The following is a 24,168-nucleotide window of genomic DNA, read 5'->3' as shown; positions in this document are numbered from 1 at the left end:
CGTGGCCGACGTGTGCGGAGCTGCTCCGGGGACGGCGCGACAACGGCCGACGATCCGCTGGTCGCGTGGGTCGTTGCCCTGCGCGAGACGAGCGACGTCGGCCGGGCGGGCGATCCGCCAGGCAGCAGCCCGTTGGCCCGATCCGTCGGGCCGGTCGGCTCGGCCTGCACGGTGCGGCGTCGTCAGGTCGGCGTTCGCCTGCTGGCCCGGAAGCCCGGGCCACCGCCCCCGTCGGTCGTGGCCCGACCGTCCAGGCCGCCGGCTTCCCCGATCGTGTTGTCCGGGCCGTCGACATCACCTACGACGTCCCGTCTGCCGGGGCCGCGAGGAAGCCAGCGACCGGGTCGGTCCGCCGGCGTACCCGATGGCGTCGGGTCGGGAACGGCACCCGCTGTCGCGGCGTCGGCGGCACGGCCGGTCGGCACACCGGCACCGGCCGAGGATGAGATGGTCGCGAGCGGGAACGACCACAGCGACCAGACCGACCGGCGCGTACCTATCGACCACCGGGATCAGACTGAGCAACGCCCACCGGGGGTGAGCCGACCGACGGTGCGGCTGGCGACACCGCGACGCGCCCTGGTGTTTACCTGCCTGCTCGGTGCGGGGGTCGGTGGGCTGCTCGCCGGTCCGGTGGCGGCAGTGGCGCTGGCCGGTTACGGCGTACTGGGTGTGCGGGCGATGCTCCGTCGGGCGACCGTGGGCCGGGTCGCCCGGGATCGCCGGGAGCGGTTGGATCAGCTGTGTGCGCTGGCCGCGGATCTGCGGGTGGGTCTGCCGGTGCCGGTGGCCGCGCAGGCGCTGACCAGCTCGTTCCTCAACGCCACTTCGGCCGCGGCGCAACCGGTTCGGACGGACGAGGCCGTCGACGGCCGACCCACCGGGTCCGAGCAACGCTTGCCGGACGGGGCAGGACCCGGTTCCGCGGAGGACCGCCTCGGGCGACTGGCCGGGGCTGCGGTACGGCTGGCCGAGCGTACGGGGGCGCCGCTGGCCGATCTGGTGGAGCGGATCGAGGCAGATGCCCGGTCGACCGACCGAGGGCTGGCCGCGGCCACGGCACAGGCGTCCGGTGCCCGGGCCACCGCCTGGTTGCTGGCTGCCCTGCCGCTGGGCGGGATCGGCCTCGGATACGGAATCGGGGTGGACCCGCTCCAGGTGCTGCTGCACACCCCGATCGGTGGCGCTTGCGCGACCGCTGCCGTGGGCCTTCAGGTGATCGGGTTGCTCTGGGCGGAGCGTCTCTCGGTCACCTCGGTCGGGGACAGCTGATGTCCGGGCCGCCCCTGGTCGTCTGTGGTCTGACCGGCGTCGCCCTGGCCGCCGCGCTCGTGGTCGGCCGGTACCGGCCTCGGCGTCGGTTGCGTCGGCTGTCCAGCGGGGCGTCGCCGGCAGTCCAGCGGGACGGGCGAGCCGGCGAGCCAACACCACGGGCTTCGGCAGCCTCGCCACGGGGTTCGGTCCCGTGGCGGCCGGACCTGGTCCGGCTGGCCGCCGGGCTGTCCGGCCTGGCGGTGGCGGTACTGGTCGAAGGCTGGCCCGGCGCGGTGGCGGCACTGCCCACGGCGGTGCTGCTCGACCGGCTGCTCCGGCGGATCGAGCCGCCGGCCGTCCGCCGTGGCCGGCTGCGCGCCGCAGCCGACCTACCACTCGCCGCTGACCTGCTGGCGGCGGCGCTGCGGGCCGGGGCACCCCTGGAACGCTCGGTGCTCGCAGTGGCCGACGCGCTCGGTGGTCCGCTGGGCCGGCAACTTGCCCGGGTCGGCCGGACGCTGCAACTCGGCGGTGGGCCCCAGGAGGCGTGGGGACATCTGGCGGCGGTACCGGGAGCGCACCGCGTGGCCACCGCCGCGATCCGCTCGGCGAGCAGTGGCGCGGCGCTGGCCGGAGCGCTGGCCCGGCTCGCCGACGACCTGAGATCAGACCGGGCCGTGGCGCTTGAGGCGGCCGCCCGCCGTTCCGGCGTGCTGATCGTGCTGCCGCTGGGCCTCTGCTTCCTACCCGCCTTCATTCTCGCCGGTCTGGTGCCGGTGATCGTCGCTGTCCTTGGCGACGTGCTGTGAACCCAACGAGAAAGGACGAACACGTGCGCAGAATCCTCGCCCGCCTTCGCGGGGACGCCGGGATGAACACGGCGGAGTACGCGGTCGGAACGCTCGCCGCAGTGGCCTTCGGCGGTGTCCTGCTCAAGGTGCTGACCTCCGACGGTGTGCAGTCCGCGTTGACCGCCGTCATCGACCGGGCACTGAAGTGACCGGGCGCCGGCCGGCCGGCCACGACCGGGGATCGTTCACGGCCGAGATGGCGGCCGGCCTGCCGGCGCTGGTGCTGCTCCTGCTCACCGGGCTGACCACGATCAACGCGGTGAGCACCAAGGCGGCGTGCCTGGACGCGGCCCGGGAGGCGGCGCTCGCCGCCTCCCGGGGAGAGCCGGGCACCGCCGCCGGCAGCCGGCACGCACCGGCCGGTGCGGAGGTGGTCGTCGTCTCGGACGGTGAGCACGTCCGCGCGACGGTCCGTGCCTCTGTCCGCGCCCTCGGTACTGATCTGCCCACGATCAGCGTCGCGGCCACGGTCGTCGCTGCGGTCGAACCGGGTGCCCCGGAGCCGCAACCGTGAGCGCCGTCGTAACTTGCCCTGCCACCACCGCCCGGGGGCGCGGCCTTCACGCCCGTCGACTGCGTCGTCCGTCCAGGTGGCAGCGGCGGCCGGGGTGGAAGCTGGGCAGGCTGGGCCGGTGGCGGAGTCCCATCGCCTGGGTGCTGGCTCAGACTGCCCGCCGGCCACCGTCTGCCCCGCCGCCTGGTCGAACGCTCTGCTGGTGGGCGGGTTGGCGGGCGACCGGGGGTGGTGAGCGGGGCGGGGCCACGATCTGCCTGCTCGGGGTGGGGCTGTTGTTCGTCGTGGCAGGTCTGTTCGGTGCGGGCGTGGGAGCGGCCCGGGTGGCGCGACAGCAGGCCCGGGTCGCCGCTGACCTCGGTGCCCTCGCCGGTGCGGCTCGGGCTCTTCAGGACGAGCCGGTGGCGTGCGCACGGGCAGCGGAGTTGGTCGCCGCGAACGGGGCCCGGCTGGTGTGGTGTCGGCTCGACGGGCTGGATGTGCTGGTCACCACGGAGGTGGTCGTGGATCCGTTACCGGGGATGACGCGGACCGCCAGGGCCACCAGCCGGGCCGGGCCGCTACGCGGCTGACCGGGTACGGGGTCGACTGCGGCCGGTGGGCTACGCCACCGACGACGCCCGGGGTGCCGGGGGAGGCGTGGCGCTGCGGCAGCGGCTGGTTGAGCGCGGCACGACGTGGTGGGGCCGGTGGGAGGCGGGAGCGCGGCGTGGTGCGCCCGTGTGTCCGGGGCCCGGCGCGCGGCGACCGGTGGGCCGGCCCGCTCGGCGTGTTCGTCGAGCGGGCCGGCCAGGCGCCCAGGCGGTATCGGTTGTGCGGGTGGGGTGGGCGGCTAAGGCCGGACGCGGCGTCAGCGGCCCTGGAGGGCGTCGAGGGCGACGGCCATGGCGATCACCAGGCGACGGTCGATCTGCGGGTTCTGGATCTCGACGACGTACCGGTCGCGCAGACCCCACTTCTTGACGACGGAGAAGACGGGCTGGCCATCCGCGACGAAGTCGAAGTGGTACGGCAACCAGGACAGCGAGTCGACGAAACGGCGCAGCAGTGCCACCGGCATGCTGCGCTCCTGACCGGTGACGTTGGGCAGGCCGGCCTGCTCGACGTGCCAGGTCGAGCGGAGCAGGGACTGCGCGAAGTCCTTCCGGAACAGGCCGATCGGGTTGCCGGCGTGGTCGGTGACGTCGTACGTGGCGCCGAGGTCGAGACGTTGGCGCGCCTTGAAGCCGAGCAGCGGCTGCTGCTTGGACTCGTCGGTGTAGATCGTCACCTGCTCCTTGAAGGCGAGCCGCTTCTGCTGGGCGAATGCCAACAGCCCGCCCTCGGAACCGTCCGGCGCGACGCTGTGCACCTCGTATTGGTTGACCATGAACCGCACCCGCTGACGGATGTGGAACTGTTGCTGCGCCTGCAAGCTGTCGAGCTGCATGAGAACTCCTCGATTGTGGTGCGCCGGAGTGTCGCACAGTCGGACAACGGCTGTGTCCAGGGACCGCCGGTCAGCGGATGCCGTCGGCGGCCGACCGGTGCGTCATTGTGGTCAACAGCTGCTGAATGGTCCGCAGGCGTTCGTTGATCTGATCGAGCCGTTCGGCCTGGGCCAGGGTGGCGAGCGCGGTCCCCAGCGCGATCTGCTGGTTGATGTCGAGCTTCTCCTGGTCAATGGTGTAGAGCAGGTCGACGGTCTCGGCGATGGTGTCGGCCACGGCCTCTCCTCCATGCTGGCAACGGCGGCGAACGGCAAGCACAGCGCTCGATGGAAGCGCTCCCACCATCATTGCCCGGCGGCTGCGGTTTTCATACCCGGCCAGGTCATTCCGGCAGGTTGGTGAGCACCACGTCGAGCACCCGGATCGCGTCCGGCTTGGACAGCGGGTTGTTGCCGTTGCCGCATTTGGGTGACTGCACGCAGGACGGGCAGCCGGCCTCGCAGCCGCACTCGGCGATCGCGGCACGGGTGGCCCGGAGCCAGGACGCCGCCATGCCGTACGCCCGTTCCGCGAAGCCCGCACCCCCCGGATGGCCGTCGTAGACGAAGACGGTTGGGGCCTCGGTGTCCGGGTGCACCGCCGTGGAGAGCCCGCCGATGTCCCACCGGTCGCAGGTGGCGACCAGCGGCAGCAGCCCGATCGCGGCATGTTCGGCCGCGTGCAGCGCCCCCGGCACCTCGGCGGGATCCACCCCGGCGGCGATCAGCGACTCGGGGGAGAGGGTGAACCAGACCGCGACGGTACGCAGTTCGCGCGCCGGCAGGTCCAGCGGGCGGGTGTCGATCACCTCGCCGGTGGCGATCCGTCGCCGCTGATAGGAGACCACCTGGCTGGTGACGTCGACCTCACCGAGGAAGAGCCCGACCGGTCCGGCGTCGACGTAGGAACGCACCGAGACCACCGACAGCGAGGTGACGTCGCGGGCGTGGGTGGACCAGTCCGGCTCCTCGGGGTGCACCAGCGCGCATCCGTCGTCCAGGTCGAGCGAGTCGACCACGTACGACACGCCCTGATGCAGGTAGACCGCGCCGGAGTGCAGCAGGAAGTGCGCGGAGCCGCCGTCGACCGTACCGAGCAGCCGACCGGTCGCCGCCTCCACCACGCAGACCGGCGCACCACCCTCGCCGCGCAGATCCACCTCGGGCCGTTCCCGGTGCCGCCAGTACCAGCCGGTCGGCCGTTGTCGCAGCGCACCCGCCTCGACCAGCGCCGCCACGGCCTCCTTGGCGCCGTCACCGAAAAGCTCCAGGTCGGCCGCGGTCAACGGGGCCTCCGCCGCCGCGCAGGCCAGCTGCGGACCGAGCACGTACGTGTTGGCCGGGTCGAGCACGGTCGCCTCCACCGGCGCCCCGAAGACCGCCTCCGGATGGTGCACCAGGTAGGTGTCCAGCGGGTCGTCCCGGGCCACCAGTACCGCAAGGGCCTCCTGGCCGGAACGCCCGGCCCGGCCCGCCTGCTGCCACAGCGACGCCCGGGTGCCCGGATACCCGCAGATCACGACCGCGTCCAGCCCGATCAGGTCGACCCCCAGCTCCAGGGCATTGGTCGAGGCCAGCCCCAGCAGGTCGCCGTGCAGCAGCGCCCGCTCCAGCTCGCGGCGCTCCTCGCGCAGGTAGCCGGCCCGGTAGGCGGCCACCCGGTCGCCGAGCCCCGGCACCGCCTCGTCGAGGCTGCGCCGGGAGCTGGTCGCCACCACCTCGGCACCCCGGCGGGAGCGGACGAAGGCCAGCGTGCGTACCCCGGCGGCGACGGTGTCGGCGAGCAGGTCGGCGGTCTCCCGCAGCGCCGACCGACGAACCTGGGTCAGATCGGACCCCGCAGCTGGCTCCCCGGACGAGGCCTGGACACCCGGGAACGGCTCCGGCTGCCCGGAGGTGAGCCGTCGATTTGCCTGCGCCGGACGGGCAGGGGGCTCCTCACGCGGCTCCGGCTGTCCGGGCGTGACCCGCCGATCGGCCTGCGCCATACGGGTGGACGGCTCCCGGCGTGGTGTCGGCGTGGGCCCGGCGGCGGACGGGTCTGCCGGGAGCAGCGGCGGCTCCCAGAGGGCGAAGGTGACCCCCGCACGCGGCGAGGTGTCCTCGGTGACGGCCGTTACCGGGAGGCCGGTCAGCCGGCCGGCTGCCGCGGCCGGATCGCCTGAGGTCGCCGACGCCAGCACGAACGTCGGTCCGGCGGCGCGACCGTACCGTGCGCACTGCCGCCGCAGCCGGCGCAGCACGTGGGCGACGTGCGAGCCGAACACGCCCCGGTAGACGTGGCACTCGTCGACCACCACGTACGTAAGCCGACGCAGGAAACCGGACCACTGGGCGTGCCCGGGCAGGATGCCGTGGTGCAGCATGTCGGGGTTGGTCAGCACGAATCGGGAGTGCCGCCGGATCCACTCCCGCTCGGCGCGCGGGGTGTCGCCGTCGTAGCAGGCCGGGCGTACGCCCTCGATCTCCAGCGCGGCGACGGCGCGCAACTGGTCGGCGGCGAGCGCCTTGGTCGGTGCCAGGTAGAGCACGGTGGCGCGCGGGTCGGCGAGCAGCGTGGCCAGCGCCGGCAACTGGTACGCCAGGGACTTGCCGGACGCGGTGCCGGTGGCCACCACGACGTGCTGGCGGTCGTACGCCAGGCCGGCCGCCTCGGCCTGGTGCTGCCACGGTGTTACCACTCCGCGCCGGGCGTACGCCGCGCGCAGCTCCTCCGGAGCCCAGGACGGCCACGGTGCCGGCGCCCCGACCCGGGGCGGTACCCGCTCGACGTGGGTGACCGGATCGGCGGGGTGTCGCTGGCGTAGCCGGCGCAGCAGCTCCCCCGGCGACACGACCGGCGGGCCGGCCGGGACGGCATCCGGCGGGTCGGCCACGGGAACCGGACCCGGCGGGTTGGCCACGGGAACCGGACCCGGCGGGTCGGCCGGGACCGTGCCGGGCGGTCGCTCGGGGCCGCTGCCGGCGGATACGGTGGCTGCCGAGGTCACGTCCTGCACTCTCGCACTGGTGTTCGGAAATGGGAAATCGGCGTGCCGGGTACGGATGGACCTGCCCCGGTGAGTGGTCGGCCCGACCCTGGGGTAGTGGTTAGATGCCAAGAGAGTTTACGGCTGCCTGAGGAGGACGGATGGAGCTGTCACTGGCGACCCGGACCGTGGGTGAGCACACGGTGCTCGAGGTCGGCGGTGAGGTGGACGTCTACACCGCCCCTCGGCTGCGCGAACGGCTCCTGGAACTGATCGACGCCGGGGCCCGGCACGTGATCGTCGACCTGGGTCGGGTGGATTTCCTCGACTCCACTGGGCTGGGTGTGCTGGTCGGCGCGCTCAAGCGGCTGCGTACCGCGGACGGCACCTTCGCCCTGGTCTGTGACAAGGAGCCGCTGCTCAAGATCTTCCGAATCACCGCGCTGGACCAGGTGTTTCCGCTGTACCCGACGGTCGAAGCGGCGACCGGCGCCGGCCAGTGATGGCCACGGTCCGGCTCTCCTTCTCGCCCGCGCCGGTGCACGTGCGTACCGCCCGGCTGGTCGGCGTCGCGGTGGCCCGGCGCGCGGGCGTTCGCGAGGATCTGCTCGACGAGGTCCGCCTGGCCATCGGCGAGGCGTGCACCCGTGCGGTCGCCCTGCACCGCCAGTACGGCGTGGCCGAGCCGGTGCTCGTGGAGATGTCCGACTCGGGGGCGTACTCGGTGCGGGTGGTGGATCGGGCGCCGATCGAGGCGAGCATCGGTCTGGCCGCGCTCGACGCCGACCAGTTGGCCAACGAATCACTGAACGAAGACGATCTGACCACCGGTGTCGGCTTCGCTCTGCTCGCCGGATTCGTCGAGGACCTTCAGGTTCGTCCCGTCGACGAGGGCGTCGGCACCGAGGTGCGGATGGTCTGGCCGGTCAACCACTGAATCGAGGGCCTGGCCGCTGCCGGATCACCATGGACCGCTTCCTATATCAGATTTCGGTTCATAACACAGCGACGGAGATCATCCAGACCCGCCGCCACCTCGGTGTGACCTCGAACACTGGAGAGGGCTAGAGTACGCGGGTTGTCAGCAAGTGATCCACCCGGCAGCCAGCACAGATGGGCGTGGAGCCGCTGGTTCGCCGGGTGGATCGGCGCGCGCTTGCGAATTCGCATCCAGGCGCCGGACGGTGCGTCTCCACCGGCCGGCGCGTTGTTCGGCACAGGAGGACACAGATGTCCGACACCTTGGCCGCCGAGGGCGGCGGGATCTCCCTCACCGGAGCCAATGTCACGTACGTCGTCATCGCCGCGGTGATCGCGCTGGTCGCGCTCGCCTTCGCCGCCGCGTTGACGAAGACGGTGCTGGCCGCCGGCAGGGGCACCACAAACATGCAGGAGATCTCCGGGGCCGTGCAGGAGGGCGCCTCGGCCTACCTGCTCCGGCAGTTCCGGACCCTGGCGATCTTCGTGGTGATCGCCGTGGTGCTGCTGTTCCTGCTGCCGGTGCACGACACCGACGGCAGCGAGATCGCGGTGAAGATCGGTCGCTCGCTCTTCTTCGTGGTCGGCGCCGTGTTCAGCGCCTTCATCGGTGGCGCGGGCATGTGGCTGGCGACCCGGGCCAACCTGCGGGTGGCGGCCGCCGCCCGGGAGCGTGAAGGTGGCCGCGAGTCGGCCATGAAGATCGCCTTCCGGACCGGTGGCGTGGTCGGCTTCCTCACGGTCGGCCTCGGCCTCTTCGGCGCCGCGCTTGTCGTACTGATCTTCCGGGGTGACGCGCCGACGGTGCTTGAGGGCTTCGGCTTCGGCGCCGCGCTGCTGGCCATGTTCATGCGGGTCGGTGGTGGCATCTTCACCAAGGCCGCCGACGTCGGCGCCGACCTGGTCGGCAAGGTGGAGCAGGGCATCCCGGAGGACGACCCGCGCAACGCCGCCACCATCGCCGACAATGTGGGCGACAACGTCGGCGACTGCGCCGGCATGGCTGCCGACCTCTTCGAGTCGTACGCGGTCACCCTGGTCGCTGCGCTGATCCTGGGTCGGGCCGCGTTCGGCACCGACGGGCTGGTGCTGCCGCTGATCATCTCCACGATCGGTGTGCTGGTCGCCATCATCGGCGTCTTCATCACCCGGCTGCGCGCCTCCGACCGCAATGCCCTGACCGCGATCAACCGCGCCTTCTACCTCTCCGCGCTGATCTCGGCGGTGCTGGTCGCGGTGGCAACGTTCGCCTACCTCCAGCCCACCTGGGCGGCGCAGCTCGGTGACGACTGGCGGGAGACGCTCAACGTCAACGGCGGAGATCCGCTCTTCGGTCCGCGCGGCGTGGTCATCGGCGCGGTCGTCATCGGCATCGTGCTGGCCGCCGCCATCCAGGCGCTCACCGGCTACTTCACCGAGACCAACAGGCGCCCGGTGCAGGACATCGGCAAGAGTTCGCAGACCGGCGCGGCAACCGTCATCCTCGCCGGCATCAGTGTCGGCCTGGAGTCGGCGGTCTACTCGGCGCTGCTCATCGCCGCCGGTGTCTTCGGCGCCTTCCTACTGGGCGGCGGCTCCATCACGCTCTCGTTGTTCGCCGTGGCGCTGGCCGGTACCGGTTTGCTCACCACCGTCGGCGTGATCGTCGCGATGGACACCTTCGGCCCGATCTCCGACAACGCCCAGGGCGTGGCCGAGATGTCCGGCGACATCGACGAGCACGGCGCCCGTACGCTCACCGAGCTGGACGCCGTCGGCAACACCACAAAGGCGATCACCAAGGGCATCGCGATCGCCACCGCGGTGCTGGCCGCGACCGCGCTGTTCGGCTCCTACACCGACACGCTGCGCACCGCGTACGCCGACGCGGGTGTGGGCGACGTCAACGACATGATCCTCAACGCGTTGAACGTGTCGAACCCGCAGAACCTGGTCGGCCTGATCATCGGTGCGGCTGTGGTGTTCCTCTTCTCCGGTCTGGCCATCAACGCGGTCTCCCGTTCGGCGGGTGCCGTGGTGATGGAGGTCCGCCGGCAGTTCCGTGAGCTGCCCGGCATCATGGACCGCACCCAGCGTCCGGAGTACGGCAAGGTTGTCGACATCTGCACCCGGGACGCGCAGCGCGAGCTGATGACCCCCGGCCTGCTGGCCATCCTGGCGCCGATCGCTGTCGGCTTCGGCCTCGGGCCCGGCGCGCTGGCGTCGTACCTGGCCGGTGCGATCGGGGCCGGCACGCTGATGGCTGTCTTCCTGGCCAACTCCGGTGGTGCCTGGGACAACAGCAAGAAGATGGTCGAGGACGGCGCGTACGGCGGCAAGGGCTCCGAGGCGCACGCCGCGACGGTCATCGGCGACACCGTCGGTGACCCGTTCAAGGACACCGCCGGCCCGGCGATCAACCCGCTGCTCAAGGTGATGAACCTGGTCGCGCTGCTGATCGCGCCGGCCGTGGTGGCCTGGAGCGTGGGCGACGACCGCAACGTGGGCCTGCGGATCACCATCGCCGCGGTGGCGACGGCGATCATCGTCGCGTCGGTGGTGTTCAGCAAGCGCAAGGGCATCGCGATGGATGACGACACCGACAGCGGTACCGGCACTGCCGACCCCCGTCCGGAGTCGATCAAGGCCTGACGGGTAGGACACACCGGTCCCCGGTTGGCAACGTCTGCCGGCCGGGGACCGGTCGCCGCTCCGGACCCGGTACCGATGACCGGTGCCGACCGGGAAGAGAAGCCGTACGCTGCAACGCATGCGTACGTGCCGGGCGGCAGCCGCCGGAAAGTTCACGGTGGTCCTGGCCACGCTGATGATGTTGGTCGCCTGCGGCTCCAGCGGCCCCAGTCCGCGGGCCTGGGCCGCCTCGGTCTGTTCGGCGCTCACCCCCTGGCGGGCCGAGATCAGCAAGTTGACCAACAGCACCGATCAGCAGATGACCGCGCAGACCACCCCGGCGCAGGCCAAGGAGAACCTGGTTCGGCTCTTCGGCGGTGCCGAGCAGGCCAGCGAGACCGCCCGACGCAAGGTGGAGCAGGCCGGAGTGCCCGAGGTCGAGCACGGTGAGGAGGTCTCCGCCGGCTTCCGCGCCTCGCTCGCGTCGATGCGGGACGCCTACGGTCGGGCCCGGAGCACCATCGACGGCCTCGGCACCGGCAAGGCCGGCACCTTCTACGACGGTGTCCAGGCCGCCGTGGAAACCCTCCAGCAGGAGTACGACGCCAGCGCGCTGGACACCAGCCGACTCGACTCCGAGGAGCTGAAGCGCGCCTTCGACGAGGTACCCGAATGTCGTTGAGCGGTTCCGGCGAGACACCGGCGGCGCAACCGCTGCCGGTGTCCTTCCCACCGCCCGTCGAGACGCCACCCTCGTCGCGCCGTCGTCGGCCGACCGGCCGCCGGCCCATGCCCGTCGACCCGCCGGCCGACGAGGACTCTCCGGACCGCCCGACAACCGTGCCGGCCGAGGCCACCGGCACCGACCGGCAACTGGTCTTCTTCGGCGCGGAGACCGGTGAACCCTCGGTGGCCGACCTCGCCGGGCTGCTCGCCGGCCCGGGCGAGGTGCACCGGATGGGCGGCACGGCCCGGTTGTCGGTGGTGGTGGAGGCCGCATGGCGGGTGCACGTGCTCATCGCTGAGCTGGCCCAGCGGGGCGTCCGGAGTAGCTGGGCACCCACCGAGGACCAGCGCTACGCGGTGCGGACCGCGTACACCCGGACGATCGTGCCGCTCGCGGCGGCCTGGCTGCGCGGTCCGACACAACATCCGCCGCCCGGGTTCCAGCTCGACGGCCGGCGGCTGCGCCTCTGGCTCGCCGCGGCCGGAGTGGCCGATCCGCCCGATTTCCTGCTCCGCCTCGGCGGTAGTGACCCACGGCGGTGGGCAGTGGTGGGTGCCGCCCTGGCCACGGCCGGGCTGACCGGTGAGCTGATCGAGGCGGGCCCGGGTGGGCCCGCGTACCGGATCGCGGGCCGCCGCCGGACGCAGCGGCTGGCCGAGCTGGTCGGTGAGCGCCCGCCCGCGAGCCCGCCGTCGGCCTGGCCGACCCGGGCCTGACGGTCGGCGCGGCTGTCCGATCGGAGACAGCCGGGTGTCGGGGAACACAGGGAGAATCGGCCGGGTTTGACCTCCACCGAGGGGCTGCCATGGTCACAGCGGCCCGCTCGACACCCTACCCAGGGTGTACGGTGACGCCGTCTGGCGTGACCACAGATCGTCCGGGGCGGATCCTCGCCCCCGAAACCCGAAACACGGACGGCGCGTTACGTTGGACATCCGGACCGCCGGGTACCGGTGGGCCGAGTGCGCCCCAATCCGGCCAGGCGCGGCCATTGAGTGGGAATGAGGTCGAAACAGACGTGCCGAGCAACGCTGGAACCACCCGTCTGGTCATCGTCGAGTCTCCGGCGAAGGCCAAGACGATCTCGGGCTACCTGGGCCCGGGGTACGTCGTGGAGGCCAGCTTCGGGCACGTCCGTGACCTGCCCCGCAACGCCGCCGACGTGCCGGCGAAGTACAAGGGCGAAGCGTGGGCGCGGCTCGGCGTCGACGTCGACAACGGCTTCCACGCCCTCTACGTCGTCTCCGCCGACCGTAAGCAGCAGATCAGCAAGCTGGTCAAGCTGGCCAAGGAGGTCGACGAGATCTTCCTGGCCACGGATGAGGACCGCGAGGGCGAGGCGATCGCCTGGCACCTGGTGGAGACGCTCAAGCCCAAGGTGCCGGTGCGGCGGATGGTCTTCCACGAGATCACCAAGCCGGCGATCCAGGCGGCGGTGGCCAACCCCCGGGAGATCGACCGGGATCTGGTCGACGCCCAGGAGGCCCGGCGCATCCTCGACCGGCTCTACGGCTACGAGGTCTCCCCGGTGCTGTGGAAGAAGGTCATGCCGAAGCTCTCGGCGGGCCGGGTGCAGTCCGTGGCCACCCGGATCGTGGTCGAGCGGGAACGGCAGCGGATGGCCTTCCGCACCGCCGAGTACTGGGACATCCTGGCCACCCTCGCCGTGACCAACCCGGGCGAGGGGCCGCGCAGCTTCAACGCCACCCTGGTCGCGCTGAACGGCGACCGGATCGCCACCGGCAAGGACTTCGAGCCGACCACCGGCCGGGTCCGGCCCGGTGCCGGCGTGGTCCACCTCGACGAGGGTGGGGCCCGGGGGCTCGCCGCCCGCCTGGAGGGCCGGCCGTTCGCCGTCACCCGGGTCGAGGAGAAGCCGTACCGGCGCCGTCCGTACGCCCCCTTCATCACCTCCACCCTCCAGCAGGAGGCGGCCCGGAAGTTGCGGTTCTCGTCGCAGCAGACGATGCGCACCGCGCAGCGGCTCTACGAGAACGGCTACATCACCTACATGCGTACCGACTCGGTGAACCTGTCGGACACCGCCATCGCCGCGGCCCGCCGGCAGATCGTCGAGCTGTACGGCGAGCGCAGCGTGCCGCCGGAGCCGCGCCGCTACACCGGCAAGGTGAAGAACGCCCAGGAGGCCCACGAGGCGATCCGCCCGGCGGGGGACAACTTCCGCACCCCGGGCGACGTGGCCAAGGAGTTGTCGGCCGAGGAGTTCAAGCTCTACGAGCTGATCTGGCGGCGCACCATCGCCTCGCAGATGACCGACGCGGTGGGCTCCAGCGTCTCGGTGCGGATCCGGGCGACCACCTCCGGCGGCGAGGAGGCCGACTTCGGCGCCACCGGCAAGACCATCACCGACCCGGGCTTCCTGCGGGCGTACGTCGAGTCCAGCGACGACGAGAACGCTGAGGCCGAGGACGCCGAGCGCCGGCTGCCCAACCTGGTCAAGGACCAGCCGCTGACCGCCGACGAACTGGCCGCGCAGGGCCACCACACCCAGCCGCCGTCTCGCTACACGGAGGCGTCGCTGGTGAAGGCCCTGGAGGAGCTGGGCATCGGCCGCCCGTCGACGTACGCGTCGATCATGCAGACGATCCAGGACCGGGGGTACGTCGTCAAGCGTGGCCAGGCGATGATCCCGTCGTTCCTGGCCTTCGCGGTGATCGGGCTGATGGAGCGGCACTACCCGCGCCTGATCGACTACGACTTCACCGCCAGCATGGAGAACGAGCTGGACGAGATCGCCGGTGGCGACCACGCCGCCGTCGACTTCCTCACCGCCTTCTACTTCGGCAGCAGCAACGGCACCGGCGACCAGGCCATCGCGCACGCGGGCGGGCTGAAGAAGCTGGTCACCGAGAACCTCAGCGAGATCGACGCGCGCAGTGTCAACTCGATCCCGCTGTTCACCGACGAGGACGGGCGTGAGGTGGTGGTGCGGGTCGGCCGGTACGGGCCGTACCTGCAACGCTCGGTGCCCGGTGAGGAGCAGGCACCCGCTGCGGAGGGCGAGGAGGGCACCAGCCCGGGCGACCGGGCGCCGATTCCCGAGGGGCTGGCGCCGGACGAGCTGACCCCGGAGAAGGTGCACGAGCTGTTCCTTGGCGGCGGAGGCGAACGCAAGCTGGGCGACGACCCGGCGACCGGCGAGCCGATCCTGCTCAAATCCGGCCGGTTCGGCCCGTACGTGGCAAGTGGCGAGCGCAAGTCGTCGCTGCTGCGCTCGCAGTCGCCGGATTCGCTCACCCTCGACCAGGCGCTCAAGCTGCTCAGCCTGCCCCGCCTGATCGGGGTCGGCCCGGACGGCGCGGAGGTGTTCGCCAACAACGGCCGCTACGGCCCGTACGTCAAGCGTGGTGACGAGTTCCGTTCACTGGACTCGGAAGACAAGATGTTCACCGTCACGCTTGACGAGGCCCTGGCGTTGCTGGCCGCACCGAAGACCCGCCAACGTCGGGCCGCCGCCCCGCCGCTGCGGGAGATGGGCGTCGACCCGCTGACCGAGAAGCCCCTGGTCATCAAGGACGGCCGGTTCGGCCCGTACGTCACCGACGGGGAGACCAACGCCTCGCTGCGGCGCGGCCAGACGCCCGAGGCGTTGAGCATCGAGGAGGCCTCCGAGATGCTCGCCGAGAAGCGGGCGAAGGGTCCGGCGCCGAAGAAGAAGGCCGCCGCGAAGAAGGCCCCGGCCAAGAAGGCGACAGCCAAGAAGGCGACCAAGTCCACCGCCACCAAGGCCGCGAAGACCACCGCCGCCAAGGCCACCAAGGCGACCGCGAAGAAGACCCCCGCCGCCAAATCCACCCCGGCGAAAGCCCGCACCACCGACTGACCGCGCCGATCTTGGTCCGAAACCGCCCCCTGCGGGGCGCTCGCGGACCAAGGTCTGCGTCGTCAGGGGTGCCAACCCGCCGCTGTCAGGGCGGTGCGGAGTTGGGTGATGACCTGGGTGGGTGCGTGGCGGATTGCCCAGGCCGGGAAGCGGAGCACCCGGTCGCCGCGCTGCCACAGGTCGTTCTGCCGGCGCATGTCCGCCCATGCCGTGGCCGGATGGAGATGCTGGCCGCCGTCGATCTCCACGAGCACTCCCCACTCCTCGAACAGGGCGTCCAGGTAGCGGCGCCGGCCGGCGGCATCCCGCCGGACCGCCTGCCGGGTCGCCTCGGGCAACCCGGCGCGCCGGACGAGGGCGAGGAACTCCAACTCCGGCAGGGAGTGAGCGCCACCGGCCGCGTCGACGGCCGTCCGCCGGATCAGGCTGCGCCGGCGGGCGCGGGGCAGCCGATCGAGTACGCGCTGGACATCGTCGCCGCCGACGAGGCGCTGCTGGAACCCGGCCGCGATGATGGCACACGCCTCATGGTCATCGGCCGCCCATTGCGCTGCGTCCACGATCGACCGAGCCGGCATCGTCCGACGCGGTTGCCCGACGTGGAGAACGTCCTCGTCGGCCAGAATGGTGGTGCGGTGCACCTGGACACCGGGTGGCATCGCACGCGGCCGGTGTCCGGCCGGTATGAGCAGGTGCACGAATCCGTCGTCATGTCTGCGCAGGCCCCACGCCCGGGCGGCGCTCAACCCACCGAGCATCGCCGCCGGGCCGGCGGACAGAACGGCGATCCACGGCAGTTGCGTAGGTGTAAAAGGACCGTTGTGCGTCACGTAAACGGCTCGATGCACCTGTCGCCAACGACCGGACGTGACCCGGTGCCGGATGGCCTTCGGCGACAGGTGCTGGCGGGCCTGATCGAGGCTGAGCACCTGCTCCTGGTGGAACAGCAACCAGGTCAGCTCATCCGCGTCGTCCCTTGGTGGGACCGACCCCCATCCTCGCCGGGATGTCGAGCCCGGATTACGCTCCCAAGCGTTTCGCCAGCCAGCCCTCGGATCCCGTCCACGCCGGCGTTGGTGTGCCCGCTGGACCGCTCGCTCGTTTCGTCGCTGCCCCGGTCCCACCCCGCGCCCCGCTGATCCGCCTTGAACGGATGGCCCCTCCGCTGGTCCCGCACCCCGACTCCTCATGCCATCACCCTGCCCGGGCACCTTCTCCCCGCGCTGCCCCTGTGGATAGCCGGCAGATCTTGGTACGACAGCGCCCCCTGAGGGGCGGATTCGGACCAAGATTCGCGGTGGGTTCAGCCGAGGAGGGTGGTCAGGTAAGGGGTGGTGAAGGTGTGGTGGGGGTCGAGGTGGGCGCGGATGCGCTGGAAGTCGGGCCAGCGGGGGTAGGCGGCAGCCAGCGAGGCGGCGTCGCGCCAGTGCAGTTTGCCCCAGTGCGGCCGGCCACCCAGCCCGGTCGCCACCTCCTCGAAGGCCCGGAAGTACGGCTCGTACGGCATGCCGACGTACTGGTGCAGGGCGAGGTACGCCGAATCACGGCCGTAGGCGTGTGACAACCAGATCCCGTCACCGGCGCTGAACCGGACCTCGACCGGGAAGAGCACCTTGAACGGCAACCCGTCGATGATGCGACGCACCGCCTCCAGCGCCTCGGCCAGCGCCTCCCGCGGTAGCGCGTACTCCATCTCCAGGAAGCGGACCCGGCGTGGGCTGCAGAAGACGGCGTCGGAGCGACCGGTGTAGCGGCGCTCGCTGAGCGCCCGCGCGGAGATCGCGCTGATTCCCGGTGCCAGGCCCGGCAGGGCGCGGCCGAGCCGGCAGGCCCCGGCGAAGACGGTGTTGGCCAGGAAGTCGTCGTCCAGCCAACCGCGCCAGCGGGACAGCGGGCGGTCGTTGACGGGCACCCGGTCGTTGGCCTTGAGCTGTACCCGGTCGGTGTAGGGGAACCAGAAGAACTCCAGGTGATCGTGCGCGTCGACCAGGTCGGGCACCTGCGCCAGCACGGCGTCCAGCGACGCCGGACGTTCGTGTGCCAACAGGACGAAGGCGTCCACACAGCGCAGCGTCACCTCGACCAGTACGCCGAGCGCGCCGAGCGAGACTCGGGCGGCGTCGAACACCTCCGGATGCTGCTCGGCGGAACAGTGCAGCACCTCTCCGGCACCGGTGACCAGGGTCAGCGCCTCGACGAAGGTGGCCAGCCCGCCGTAGGCCGCACCCGTGCCGTGGGTGCCGGTGGAGATGGCCCCGGCCACGGTCTGCGCGTCGATGTCACCGAGGTTGGGCAGGGCCAGTCGGTGACCGGCGAGTAGCGCGTTCACCTCCCGTAGGGTCATCGCGGCCGGTACGGTGACGAGGCGTCGATCGATGTCCACACGTACGTCGATGGCGAGTCGGGTCAGGTCCATCCGCTGCCCGTCGCTGACCGCGACGGGGGTGAAGGAGTGGCCGCTGCCGACCGGGCGGATCCGCTCACCGGCTTCGGTGGCACGTCGGACCTGTTCGGCGGCCTCGTCGACCGAGGACGGCCGTAGTACGGCGGTGGCCGTGCCGCGTTGGTTGCCCGCCCAGTTCGACCAGGCGGCGGTCTCGGCGGCGGTGCTCTCGGCCATGGGCCCGCTCCTCAAGGTGAATATGAACCGAATTCATATCAGGAACGTTGTCCCTGGTAAACACCGCAATCGAGGTCCGCTCGTTGTACCGGTAGTCACGGACTCGTGACGTGCAGATATGTTCATCCGTCGAGAGGGGGTGGCGAGTGTCCACTTCAGCCGCCACGACCGGGCCACTGCGTCGAGTACCAGTGCAGGGTCGTAGTGTCGCGCGGGTCCAGCGGATGCTGGACGCCTGCGCCGAACTCGTCGACGAGGTGGGGTACGAGGGGCTGACCACCACCCTGCTCGCCGAGCGGGCCGAGGTGGCGATCGGGTCGGTCTACCAGTTCTTTCCGGACAAGCGGGCGATCGTGCAGGCGCTGACGCTGCGCACGATGGAGTCCTACCTCCAGCGGCTCGATGAACGCTTCGCCTCGGACGACCTGACCCACTGGTGGGACGGGGTCGACGCGGGGATCGATGAATACATCACGATGCACCGCACCGTTCCCGGGTTCCGTACCCTGCACTTCGGCGACGTGGTCGACCTGCATCTGCTCGATGAGCAGCGGGACAACAACGGGGTGATCGCCGACCAGTTGGCCCGGGTGCTCACCGAGCGGTTCGGGCTGGCCGACGTGCCGGACCTGCATTTCCATCTGGAGATCGCGGTGGAGGCGGCCGACGCCCTGATCAAGCTGGCGTTCCGGCGCAAGCCGGACGGCGACGACCGGGTGCTGACCGAGGCGAAGGCGCTGATCCGGGAGTACCTGCACCGGCAGGTCAACGCTCGGGGTGACGCCGGCCGTCGGCCGGTGGTGCAGCCGGCGAAGCCGGCCGACGACCAGATCGTCGCCGACGCGGAACCCGCGCAGCCAGCGGCCCAACCCGCCTGACACCGACCGCCCAAGCCGGGCAGCCGAGGCAGCCGACGACCAGGCGGTCAGAGGAAGGCCCGACCCTCGCCCCGGTAGGTCGACACGGTGGCCACCACCTGGTCGCCGTCCACCAGGTGCAGCTCGTTCACTCGTTCACACAGTTCGCCCGACTTCGCGTGCCGGAACCAGACCCGGTCGCCGATGCGCAGCTGGGCGGCGGTTGCGCCGGTCAACGGGGTCTGCACCTCGCCGGCACCTTCGGCGCCGAGCAGACTGAGCCCGGCGGGCAGCCACGGTCGGGGCAGCCGGCTGCGGTCGGCCGAGCCGGAGGCGATCCAGCCACCGCCCAGCACGGTGGCCAGTTCGGGCGTCGGGCGCCGGACCACCCCGCAGGCGAAGAAGGCCGCCGGGGTGGGACGCCAGGCGCGGTAGGCGTCGAAAAGCGTCGGCCCGTACAGGCCTGATCCCGCGGTGATCTCGGTCACCGCGGGATCGGCGCGGGTCGCGGCCACGCTGCCGGTGCCGCCGCCGTTGACGAATTCCAGGTCGGCGTGCTCGCGTACGGCGGCCACCGCCGCGCTCCGGCGGACCAGCAGCTCGCGGTACGAACCGCGCTGGGCCAACCGGATCGCGGTGCCGAGCGCCGCCCGCCCGGGCGGTGCGTCGCCCAGGCCGGCGATCTGCGCCTCGTACGACATCAGCCCGACCAGGCGGAAGCCGGGCCGGCGGGCGACGGTGGCGGCCAACCGGCCGGCCGCCCGGGCGCTGTGTACAGGTGACCGGCGGACGCCGACGTGCAACCGCCCGCCCAACAGTCGCCATGAGGCGTCCAGGTCCAGGCAGATGCGTAGCTCGGATCGGTGTCCGGAAGGCGACACCGTCTCGTAGAAGTCCAGTTGATCCGGGTCGTCGACCATCAGGGTGATCGCGTCGGCGAGCGCCGGGTCGGCGCCGAGTTCGGCAAGTGCGCCTCGGTCGACGGTGGGGTACGCCACCAGCACGTCGGCGCTGATCCCGCTGCGGACCAGCCAGATCGCCTCGGGCAGGGTGAACGCCATCACCGCGTGCCAGCCCGGCCGGGCCAGCGTGCGGGCGATCAGCTCGCGACTGCGTACCGATTTGCTGGCGACCCGCAACGGCTTGCCGCCGGCCAGATCGACGAGCGCGGCGGCGTTGGCGTCGAAGGCGCCGAGGTCGACCACCGCGTACGGCGGGTCGAGGTGCGCGGTCGCCCGGTCCAGCCGGTGGCGCAAATTCTCGCTGTCGGTGGCCACGTGTGCACGCTAACTGTGAAACGGTGAATGCGAAATACCCTCGCGTCCGCGTTGCCTGGGTCGGGCTGGCCACAGCGGCCTAGGCTCGGCGAGCAGGCGGTGCAGGACGGAAGGACGTCCTTACCGGGTTTAGAGTGTTCCACCGGGGGTGCCCAGCGATGGGCCGGCACGTGGAGGTACGGCCATCGAAAGCGAGTTCAACGGCGAGTCGTCCGGCGTGTCGCCGTCCGCGGACCAACCCACCGGCGCAGCCGGACAGCCCACCGGCGCGGCCGGACGAGACGAGACCGGACGCGGCGCGACCGGCCAGTCCGGCGGCGCCGCGAACCAGCCCGGCAAGGCGGGGACGCAGAGCCCGCCGGGCGGCTCCGGTGGCCAACCCGACCTGACCGGGTACGGTGCGATCCGTTCGGTGCTGCGCATCCGGCCCTTCCGGCGGCTCTGGATCGTGCTCGGCGCCGCCTCCTTCGGTGACTGGCTCGGCCTGCTCGCCACAAGCGTTTTCGCCGCCGCCCAGGTGGAGGGGAGCACCGCCAAGGGTGCGGCCTTCGGTGGCGTGATCGCCATTCGGCTGTTACCCGCCCTGCTGCTCGGCCCGGTCGCCGGAGTGCTCGCCGACCGGTTCGACCGGCGCTGGACGATGGTCATTTGCGACCTGCTGCGGTTCGTGCTCTTCGCCTCCATCCCGCTCTACGCGCTGACCGGTGCCAGCGGCGCGCGGGTGGTCAGTTGGGCGGCGATCGCCACCTTCCTGATCGAGACGGTCACCCTGCTCTGGATCCCGGCCAAGGAGGCCGCGGTACCGAACCTCATCCCGCGGGCCCGCCTGGAGACTGCCAACCAGCTGACCCTGATCACCACGTACGGCCTGACCCCGGTCTTCGCCGCGATCGTGCTCTCGTCGCTCGACGGCATCATCCGGGGTGCCACCGGCGGCGAGATGCCGGACTGGGCCCAGCCGGCCCAACTCGCGCTCTGGTTCAACGCGTTCTCCCGGCTCGCCACCGCTGTCGTGGTGGCCTTCGGTATCAAGGAGATCAGCCAGGGTCAGACCGACGAACGGGAGCGCACCGAGCAGAGCATGATGCGCCAGTTCACCGAGGGCTGGAAGTACATCGGGCAGACCCCGCTGGTGCGCGGACTGGTCCTCGGCATCCTCGGCGCCTTCGCCGGGGGCGGCATCGTCATCGGCACCGCCCGGTTCTTCGCCGACTCGCTCGGCGCCGGTGATGCGGCGTTCTACCTGCTGTTCGGCGCGATCTTCATCGGCCTGGCCCTCGGCATCGGGCTCGGGCCGATGATCGTGCGGGAGATGTCCCGGCGTCGCTGGTTCGGCATGAGCATCGTGCTGGCCAGCGCCTCGGTGATGACCCTGGCCTTCGCCATCCACCTGTCCATGGCGCTTGTCGGTGCGGTCTTCGTCGGGGCCGGCGCCGGGATGGCCTTTCTCTCCGGCACCACCCTGCTCGGCGGCGAGGTCGCCGACGAGGTACGCGGCCGGGTCTTCGCCGTGGTGCAGATCGGCACCCGGCTCGTGCTGATCCTGGCGATCGCGCTCGGGAGCCTGCTGGCCGGTGTCGGTGGCTCCCGCACGCTGACCATCGCCGACCTCGGCATCTCCGTCTCCTCCACCCGCCTGCTGCTGCTCGTCGCCGGTGCGGCTGGAATCTTCGCCGGGATCAGCGCCTTCGGCCAGATGGACGACAAGAAGGGCGTGCCGGTCCTGGCCGACCTGTGGGGGTCGATCCGGGGCCGTCCGCTGATGCCGGCCGAGCCGTTCGTCTCGGCCGGACTCTTCGTGGTCTTCGAGGGGGGCGAGGGCGCCGGCAAGTCGACCCAGCTCGGCAAACTGGCCGAGCTGCTCCGCGGCCAGGAACGGGACGTGGTGGTCACCCGGGAACCGGGCGCCACCGGCGTCGGTGCCCGGATCAGATCACTGGTGCTGGACACCGCGCCCGACGAGGCACCCTCCCCGCGCGCCGAGGCGCTGCTCTACGCCGCCGACCGGGCGCATCATGTGGCCACCGTGGTCCGGCCCGCGCTGACCCGGGGCGCCGTGGTGATCAGCGACCGGTACGTCGACTCGTCCCTGGCCTACCAGGGCGCCGGCCGGACGCTGCCGGTCGACGAGGTGTCCTGGCTTTCCTCCTGGGCCACCGGCGGGCTCAAGCCCGATCTGGTGGTGCTGCTCGACGTCGATCCGCGTACCGGGCTGTCCCGGGTCGCCGCGCGCCCGGAGAGCGCCGACCGGCTGGAGGCCGAGTCGATCACCTTCCATGACCGGGTCCGTTACGCCTTCCTCGATCTCGCTGCCGCCGACCCGAAGCGTTACCTGGTGCTCGACGGTGCCCGCCCGGCCGAGGAGATCGCCGAGCGGGTCGCCCGCCGGGTGGAGGAACTGCTCGGCAGCGCCGACGGGGTCGAACACCCGGGCCCGGCGCACGGTCCGGACACCTCGGTGCAGCCCGAGTTATCCCCGTCGGAGCTGGTGACGACGGAGCGGACCTGATGCCGGACGCCTTCGCCGACCTGGTCGGGCAGGACGAGGCGGTGCAGACGCTGCGCCGGGCCGCTGCGGCTGCCGCCGCCGTGCTGCGCGCCACGGACGAGTCCGAGGTGGCCGCCGGCGCTGACCCGGGCGGGGGGATGACCCACGCCTGGATCTTCACCGGCCCGCCCGGCTCGGGTCGGTCGGTCGCGGCGCGAGCCTTCGCGGCCGCACTGCAGTGCGTACACGGCACCGGCTGCGGCGAGTGTCCCGGCTGCCACACCACCCTCGCCGGCACCCACGCCGATGTCCGGCTGGTGGTTCCCGAAGGGCTCTCCATCGGGGTGAACGAGATGCGGGCGCTGGTGCTCCGCGCGGCCAGTACGCCGTCCGGTGGGCGTTGGCAGGTGGTCATCATCGAGGATGCCGACCGGTTGACCGAGGCGGCCGGCAACGCGCTGCTGAAGGCGGTGGAGGAGCCTCCGCCGCGTACGGTCTTCCTGCTCTGCGCGCCGTCCACCCACCCCGACGACATCTCGGTGACCATCCGGTCGCGGTGCCGGGTGGTACCGCTTCGGCAGCCGGCGGCCGAGGCGGTGGCCGAGGTGCTCGTCCGCCGGGACGGGATCGACCCCGACGTGGCCCGCTGGACGGCCGCCGCCACGCAGGGCCATGTGGGACGGGCCCGCCGGCTGGCGCGTGATCCGCAGGCTCGTGTCCGGCGGGAGGCGGTGCTCGCGGTGCCGCGTCGGCTCACCGGGGTGGGTGCCGCCTTCGACGCGGCGTCCGCGCTGATCGAAGCCGCCGAGGCGGAGGCCGAGGCGTCGGTCGTGGAGGTCGATGCCGCAGAGCGCGCGGCGCTGGAGACGGCGCTCGGTGCCGGCGGCACCGGTCGGGGTGCGGCCGGCGCCGCCCGGGGAGCCGCCGGGCAACTGAAGGATCTGGAACGACGCCAGAAGTCGCGGGCGACCCGGGCCCAGCGGGACGCGCTGGATCGGGCCCTGGTGGACCTCGCCGCCTTCTACCGGGACGCATTGACCATGGCGCTTGGTGCGCCGGTGTCACCGGTGCACTCCGACACCGCCGAGCTGGCCGAGGCGGGTGCCCGTAGCTGGCGGGCGGAGGGGTCGCTGCGGCGCCTGGAGGCGGTGCTCACCTGTCGCGCCGCGATCGAGGCCAACGTCAAGCCCCGGATCGCCGTCGAGGCGATGATGCTCGCCCTCTGGAAGGGCTGACCGCCCCCCGCTCGACGTCCCTGGCAGCCCTGTAGCCGGACCGTTGCTTACAGCCATCGACAGGCGCAATTCGCGTGCGGTACGGTCCGGTGTGCCGTGGTGACGGTAGCGGCACGCACAGTGATGAAACCGGGAGGAGTCCGGCGATGCCGCGGGGTGAGATCGACGAGGCGTGGATCGAGGAGGCGGTCCGGCGCTACCGCCGTATCGAGTCTCTCCAGGCCGAGTTCGACCAAGCCGTGGCGACGGTCGAGGTCACCGTCCGCTCACCGGACGGCCTGGTCGAGGTGGTGGTCACCGCCGGCGGCCGGATCACCGATGTGCGGTTCCTCGGTCCGCTGCACGCCCGGGCACCGCGTGACGTTGCCGACTCGGTGCGGGCCGCGGTCACCGCCGCCGCCGACGCCGCGGAGTGGGCGAGGGAAAAACTGCACAACGAGACCTTCACCGCGTACCGACCGCTGACGGGGGCCTGA

Annotated in this window: 20 protein-coding genes and 1 pseudogene; 15 read left to right on the top strand and 6 right to left on the bottom strand. The window is 71.8% G+C overall.

The window, feature by feature from the left end:
- Window positions 1–954 precede the first annotated feature (954 nt).
- The 5 genes and pseudogenes from AB0J93_RS19400 to AB0J93_RS19380 form a co-directional block, all read left to right on the top strand.
- Window positions 955–1,272, top strand: a pseudogene (locus AB0J93_RS19400) (hypothetical protein); the annotation flags it as partial.
- A gap of 206 nt (window positions 1,273–1,478) precedes the next feature.
- Window positions 1,479–2,063, top strand: coding sequence for a type II secretion system F family protein (locus AB0J93_RS19395; RefSeq protein WP_363923776.1), 585 nt, complete (start codon window positions 1,479–1,481; stop codon window positions 2,061–2,063).
- A gap of 62 nt (window positions 2,064–2,125) precedes the next feature.
- Window positions 2,126–2,254: a DUF4244 domain-containing protein gene (locus AB0J93_RS19390; RefSeq protein WP_205808979.1), complete on the top strand. Its 129-nt coding sequence runs from the start codon at window positions 2,126–2,128 to the stop codon at window positions 2,252–2,254.
- Window positions 2,255–2,301: 47 nt separating this feature from the next.
- Window positions 2,302–2,619 (top strand): TadE family type IV pilus minor pilin, encoded by a 318-nt coding sequence (locus AB0J93_RS19385; RefSeq protein WP_363923775.1) that lies wholly within the window; start codon window positions 2,302–2,304, stop codon window positions 2,617–2,619.
- A gap of 140 nt (window positions 2,620–2,759) precedes the next feature.
- Window positions 2,760–3,191: an Rv3654c family TadE-like protein gene (locus AB0J93_RS19380; RefSeq protein WP_363923658.1), complete on the top strand. Its 432-nt coding sequence runs from the start codon at window positions 2,760–2,762 to the stop codon at window positions 3,189–3,191.
- A gap of 278 nt (window positions 3,192–3,469) precedes the next feature.
- Here AB0J93_RS19380 and AB0J93_RS19375 read toward each other — a convergent pair whose 3' ends face one another.
- The 3 genes from AB0J93_RS19375 to AB0J93_RS19365 all read right to left on the bottom strand — a co-directional run bounded on the left by AB0J93_RS19375 (window position 3,470) and on the right by AB0J93_RS19365 (window position 6,963).
- Window positions 3,470–4,048, bottom strand: a complete 579-nt coding sequence (locus AB0J93_RS19375; protein ID WP_164446463.1) for a hypothetical protein — start codon at window positions 4,046–4,048, stop codon at window positions 3,470–3,472.
- A 70-nt stretch (window positions 4,049–4,118) separates the two neighbouring features.
- On the bottom strand, window positions 4,119–4,325 hold the full coding sequence (locus AB0J93_RS19370) for a hypothetical protein (protein ID WP_099847877.1): 207 nt from the start codon (window positions 4,323–4,325) through the stop codon (window positions 4,119–4,121).
- A gap of 106 nt (window positions 4,326–4,431) precedes the next feature.
- A complete protein-coding gene (locus AB0J93_RS19365) occupies window positions 4,432–6,963 on the bottom strand; it encodes a DEAD/DEAH box helicase (protein WP_363923774.1) in 2,532 nt (843 codons plus the stop codon).
- A 254-nt stretch (window positions 6,964–7,217) separates the two neighbouring features.
- Between AB0J93_RS19365 and AB0J93_RS19360 the strand changes: the two genes are divergently transcribed.
- From AB0J93_RS19360 to topA, 6 genes are all read left to right on the top strand, one after another.
- Complete coding sequence (locus AB0J93_RS19360) at window positions 7,218–7,559, top strand: STAS domain-containing protein (RefSeq protein ID WP_363923656.1); 342 nt, start codon at window positions 7,218–7,220, stop codon at window positions 7,557–7,559.
- Window positions 7,559–7,993, top strand: coding sequence for an ATP-binding protein (locus tag AB0J93_RS19355; protein WP_093404069.1), 435 nt, complete (start codon window positions 7,559–7,561; stop codon window positions 7,991–7,993). Before AB0J93_RS19360 ends, AB0J93_RS19355 begins: the two co-directional genes overlap by 1 nt.
- A gap of 293 nt (window positions 7,994–8,286) precedes the next feature.
- Complete coding sequence (locus AB0J93_RS19350; protein ID WP_363923654.1) at window positions 8,287–10,665, top strand: sodium-translocating pyrophosphatase; 2,379 nt, start codon at window positions 8,287–8,289, stop codon at window positions 10,663–10,665.
- Window positions 10,666–10,783: 118 nt separating this feature from the next.
- A complete protein-coding gene (locus tag AB0J93_RS19345; RefSeq protein WP_363923652.1) occupies window positions 10,784–11,326 on the top strand; it encodes a hypothetical protein in 543 nt (180 codons plus the stop codon).
- Window positions 11,317–12,087, top strand: coding sequence for a hypothetical protein (locus AB0J93_RS19340; protein ID WP_363923650.1), 771 nt, complete (start codon window positions 11,317–11,319; stop codon window positions 12,085–12,087). Before AB0J93_RS19345 ends, AB0J93_RS19340 begins: the two co-directional genes overlap by 10 nt.
- 302 nt (window positions 12,088–12,389) lie before the next feature.
- Window positions 12,390–15,215 carry a type I DNA topoisomerase gene (gene topA / locus AB0J93_RS19335; protein ID WP_363923648.1) on the top strand — a complete coding sequence of 942 codons (2,826 nt, stop codon included), beginning with the start codon at window positions 12,390–12,392 and terminating at the stop codon, window positions 15,213–15,215.
- Between the two features lie 62 nt (window positions 15,216–15,277).
- Here topA and AB0J93_RS19330 read toward each other — a convergent pair whose 3' ends face one another.
- Entirely contained in the window at window positions 15,278–16,165 is an 888-nt protein-coding gene (locus AB0J93_RS19330; RefSeq protein WP_363923646.1) for a DUF559 domain-containing protein, read from the bottom strand.
- 353 nt (window positions 16,166–16,518) lie between these two features.
- Complete coding sequence (locus tag AB0J93_RS19325) at window positions 16,519–17,835, bottom strand: D-arabinono-1,4-lactone oxidase (RefSeq protein WP_363923644.1); 1,317 nt, start codon at window positions 17,833–17,835, stop codon at window positions 16,519–16,521.
- Window positions 17,836–18,059: 224 nt separating this feature from the next.
- Here AB0J93_RS19325 and AB0J93_RS19320 point away from each other — a divergent pair, with 224 nt between their 5' ends.
- Complete coding sequence (locus AB0J93_RS19320) at window positions 18,060–18,713, top strand: TetR family transcriptional regulator (protein WP_363923773.1); 654 nt, start codon at window positions 18,060–18,062, stop codon at window positions 18,711–18,713.
- 47 nt (window positions 18,714–18,760) lie between these two features.
- On the opposite strand, the gene AB0J93_RS19315 is transcribed toward AB0J93_RS19320, so the two are convergent.
- Complete coding sequence (locus AB0J93_RS19315; protein WP_363923642.1) at window positions 18,761–19,969, bottom strand: amino acid deaminase/aldolase; 1,209 nt, start codon at window positions 19,967–19,969, stop codon at window positions 18,761–18,763.
- A gap of 412 nt (window positions 19,970–20,381) precedes the next feature.
- Here AB0J93_RS19315 and tmk point away from each other — a divergent pair, with 412 nt between their 5' ends.
- From tmk to AB0J93_RS19300, 3 genes are all read left to right on the top strand, one after another.
- Window positions 20,382–22,478 carry a dTMP kinase gene (gene tmk / locus AB0J93_RS19310; RefSeq protein WP_363923772.1) on the top strand — a complete coding sequence of 699 codons (2,097 nt, stop codon included), beginning with the start codon at window positions 20,382–20,384 and terminating at the stop codon, window positions 22,476–22,478.
- Window positions 22,478–23,692, top strand: coding sequence for a DNA polymerase III subunit delta' (locus tag AB0J93_RS19305; protein ID WP_363923640.1), 1,215 nt, complete (start codon window positions 22,478–22,480; stop codon window positions 23,690–23,692). Before tmk ends, AB0J93_RS19305 begins: the two co-directional genes overlap by 1 nt.
- 146 nt (window positions 23,693–23,838) lie before the next feature.
- Complete coding sequence (locus AB0J93_RS19300) at window positions 23,839–24,168, top strand: YbaB/EbfC family nucleoid-associated protein (protein WP_099847867.1); 330 nt, start codon at window positions 23,839–23,841, stop codon at window positions 24,166–24,168.

Origin of the sequence: Micromonospora sp. NPDC049374, assembly GCF_040677165.1 — a bacterium.
Lineage (GTDB): Bacteria > Actinomycetota > Actinomycetes > Mycobacteriales > Micromonosporaceae > Micromonospora.
Note: the sequence above shows the minus strand (reverse complement) of the source record. Positions and strands in the feature narration are given on the sequence as shown.

Coding starts and splice junctions, on each gene's coding strand:
- AB0J93_RS19350 (WP_363923654.1), top strand. CDS start 8,287: ATGTCCGACACCTTGGCCGCCGAGGGCGGCGGGATCTCCCTCACCGGA.
- AB0J93_RS19385 (WP_363923775.1), top strand. CDS start 2,302: ATGGCGGCCGGCCTGCCGGCGCTGGTGCTGCTCCTGCTCACCGGGCTG.
- AB0J93_RS19320 (WP_363923773.1), top strand. CDS start 18,060: ATGCTGGACGCCTGCGCCGAACTCGTCGACGAGGTGGGGTACGAGGGG.
- AB0J93_RS19355 (WP_093404069.1), top strand. CDS start 7,559: ATGGCCACGGTCCGGCTCTCCTTCTCGCCCGCGCCGGTGCACGTGCGT.
- AB0J93_RS19390 (WP_205808979.1), top strand. CDS start 2,126: ATGAACACGGCGGAGTACGCGGTCGGAACGCTCGCCGCAGTGGCCTTC.
- AB0J93_RS19360 (WP_363923656.1), top strand. CDS start 7,218: ATGGAGCTGTCACTGGCGACCCGGACCGTGGGTGAGCACACGGTGCTC.
- AB0J93_RS19305 (WP_363923640.1), top strand. CDS start 22,478: ATGCCGGACGCCTTCGCCGACCTGGTCGGGCAGGACGAGGCGGTGCAG.
- AB0J93_RS19340 (WP_363923650.1), top strand. CDS start 11,317: ATGTCGTTGAGCGGTTCCGGCGAGACACCGGCGGCGCAACCGCTGCCG.
- AB0J93_RS19375 (WP_164446463.1), bottom strand. CDS start 4,048: ATGCAGCTCGACAGCTTGCAGGCGCAGCAACAGTTCCACATCCGTCAG.
- AB0J93_RS19300 (WP_099847867.1), top strand. CDS start 23,839: ATGCCGCGGGGTGAGATCGACGAGGCGTGGATCGAGGAGGCGGTCCGG.
- AB0J93_RS19345 (WP_363923652.1), top strand. CDS start 10,784: ATGCGTACGTGCCGGGCGGCAGCCGCCGGAAAGTTCACGGTGGTCCTG.
- AB0J93_RS19325 (WP_363923644.1), bottom strand. CDS start 17,835: ATGGCCGAGAGCACCGCCGCCGAGACCGCCGCCTGGTCGAACTGGGCG.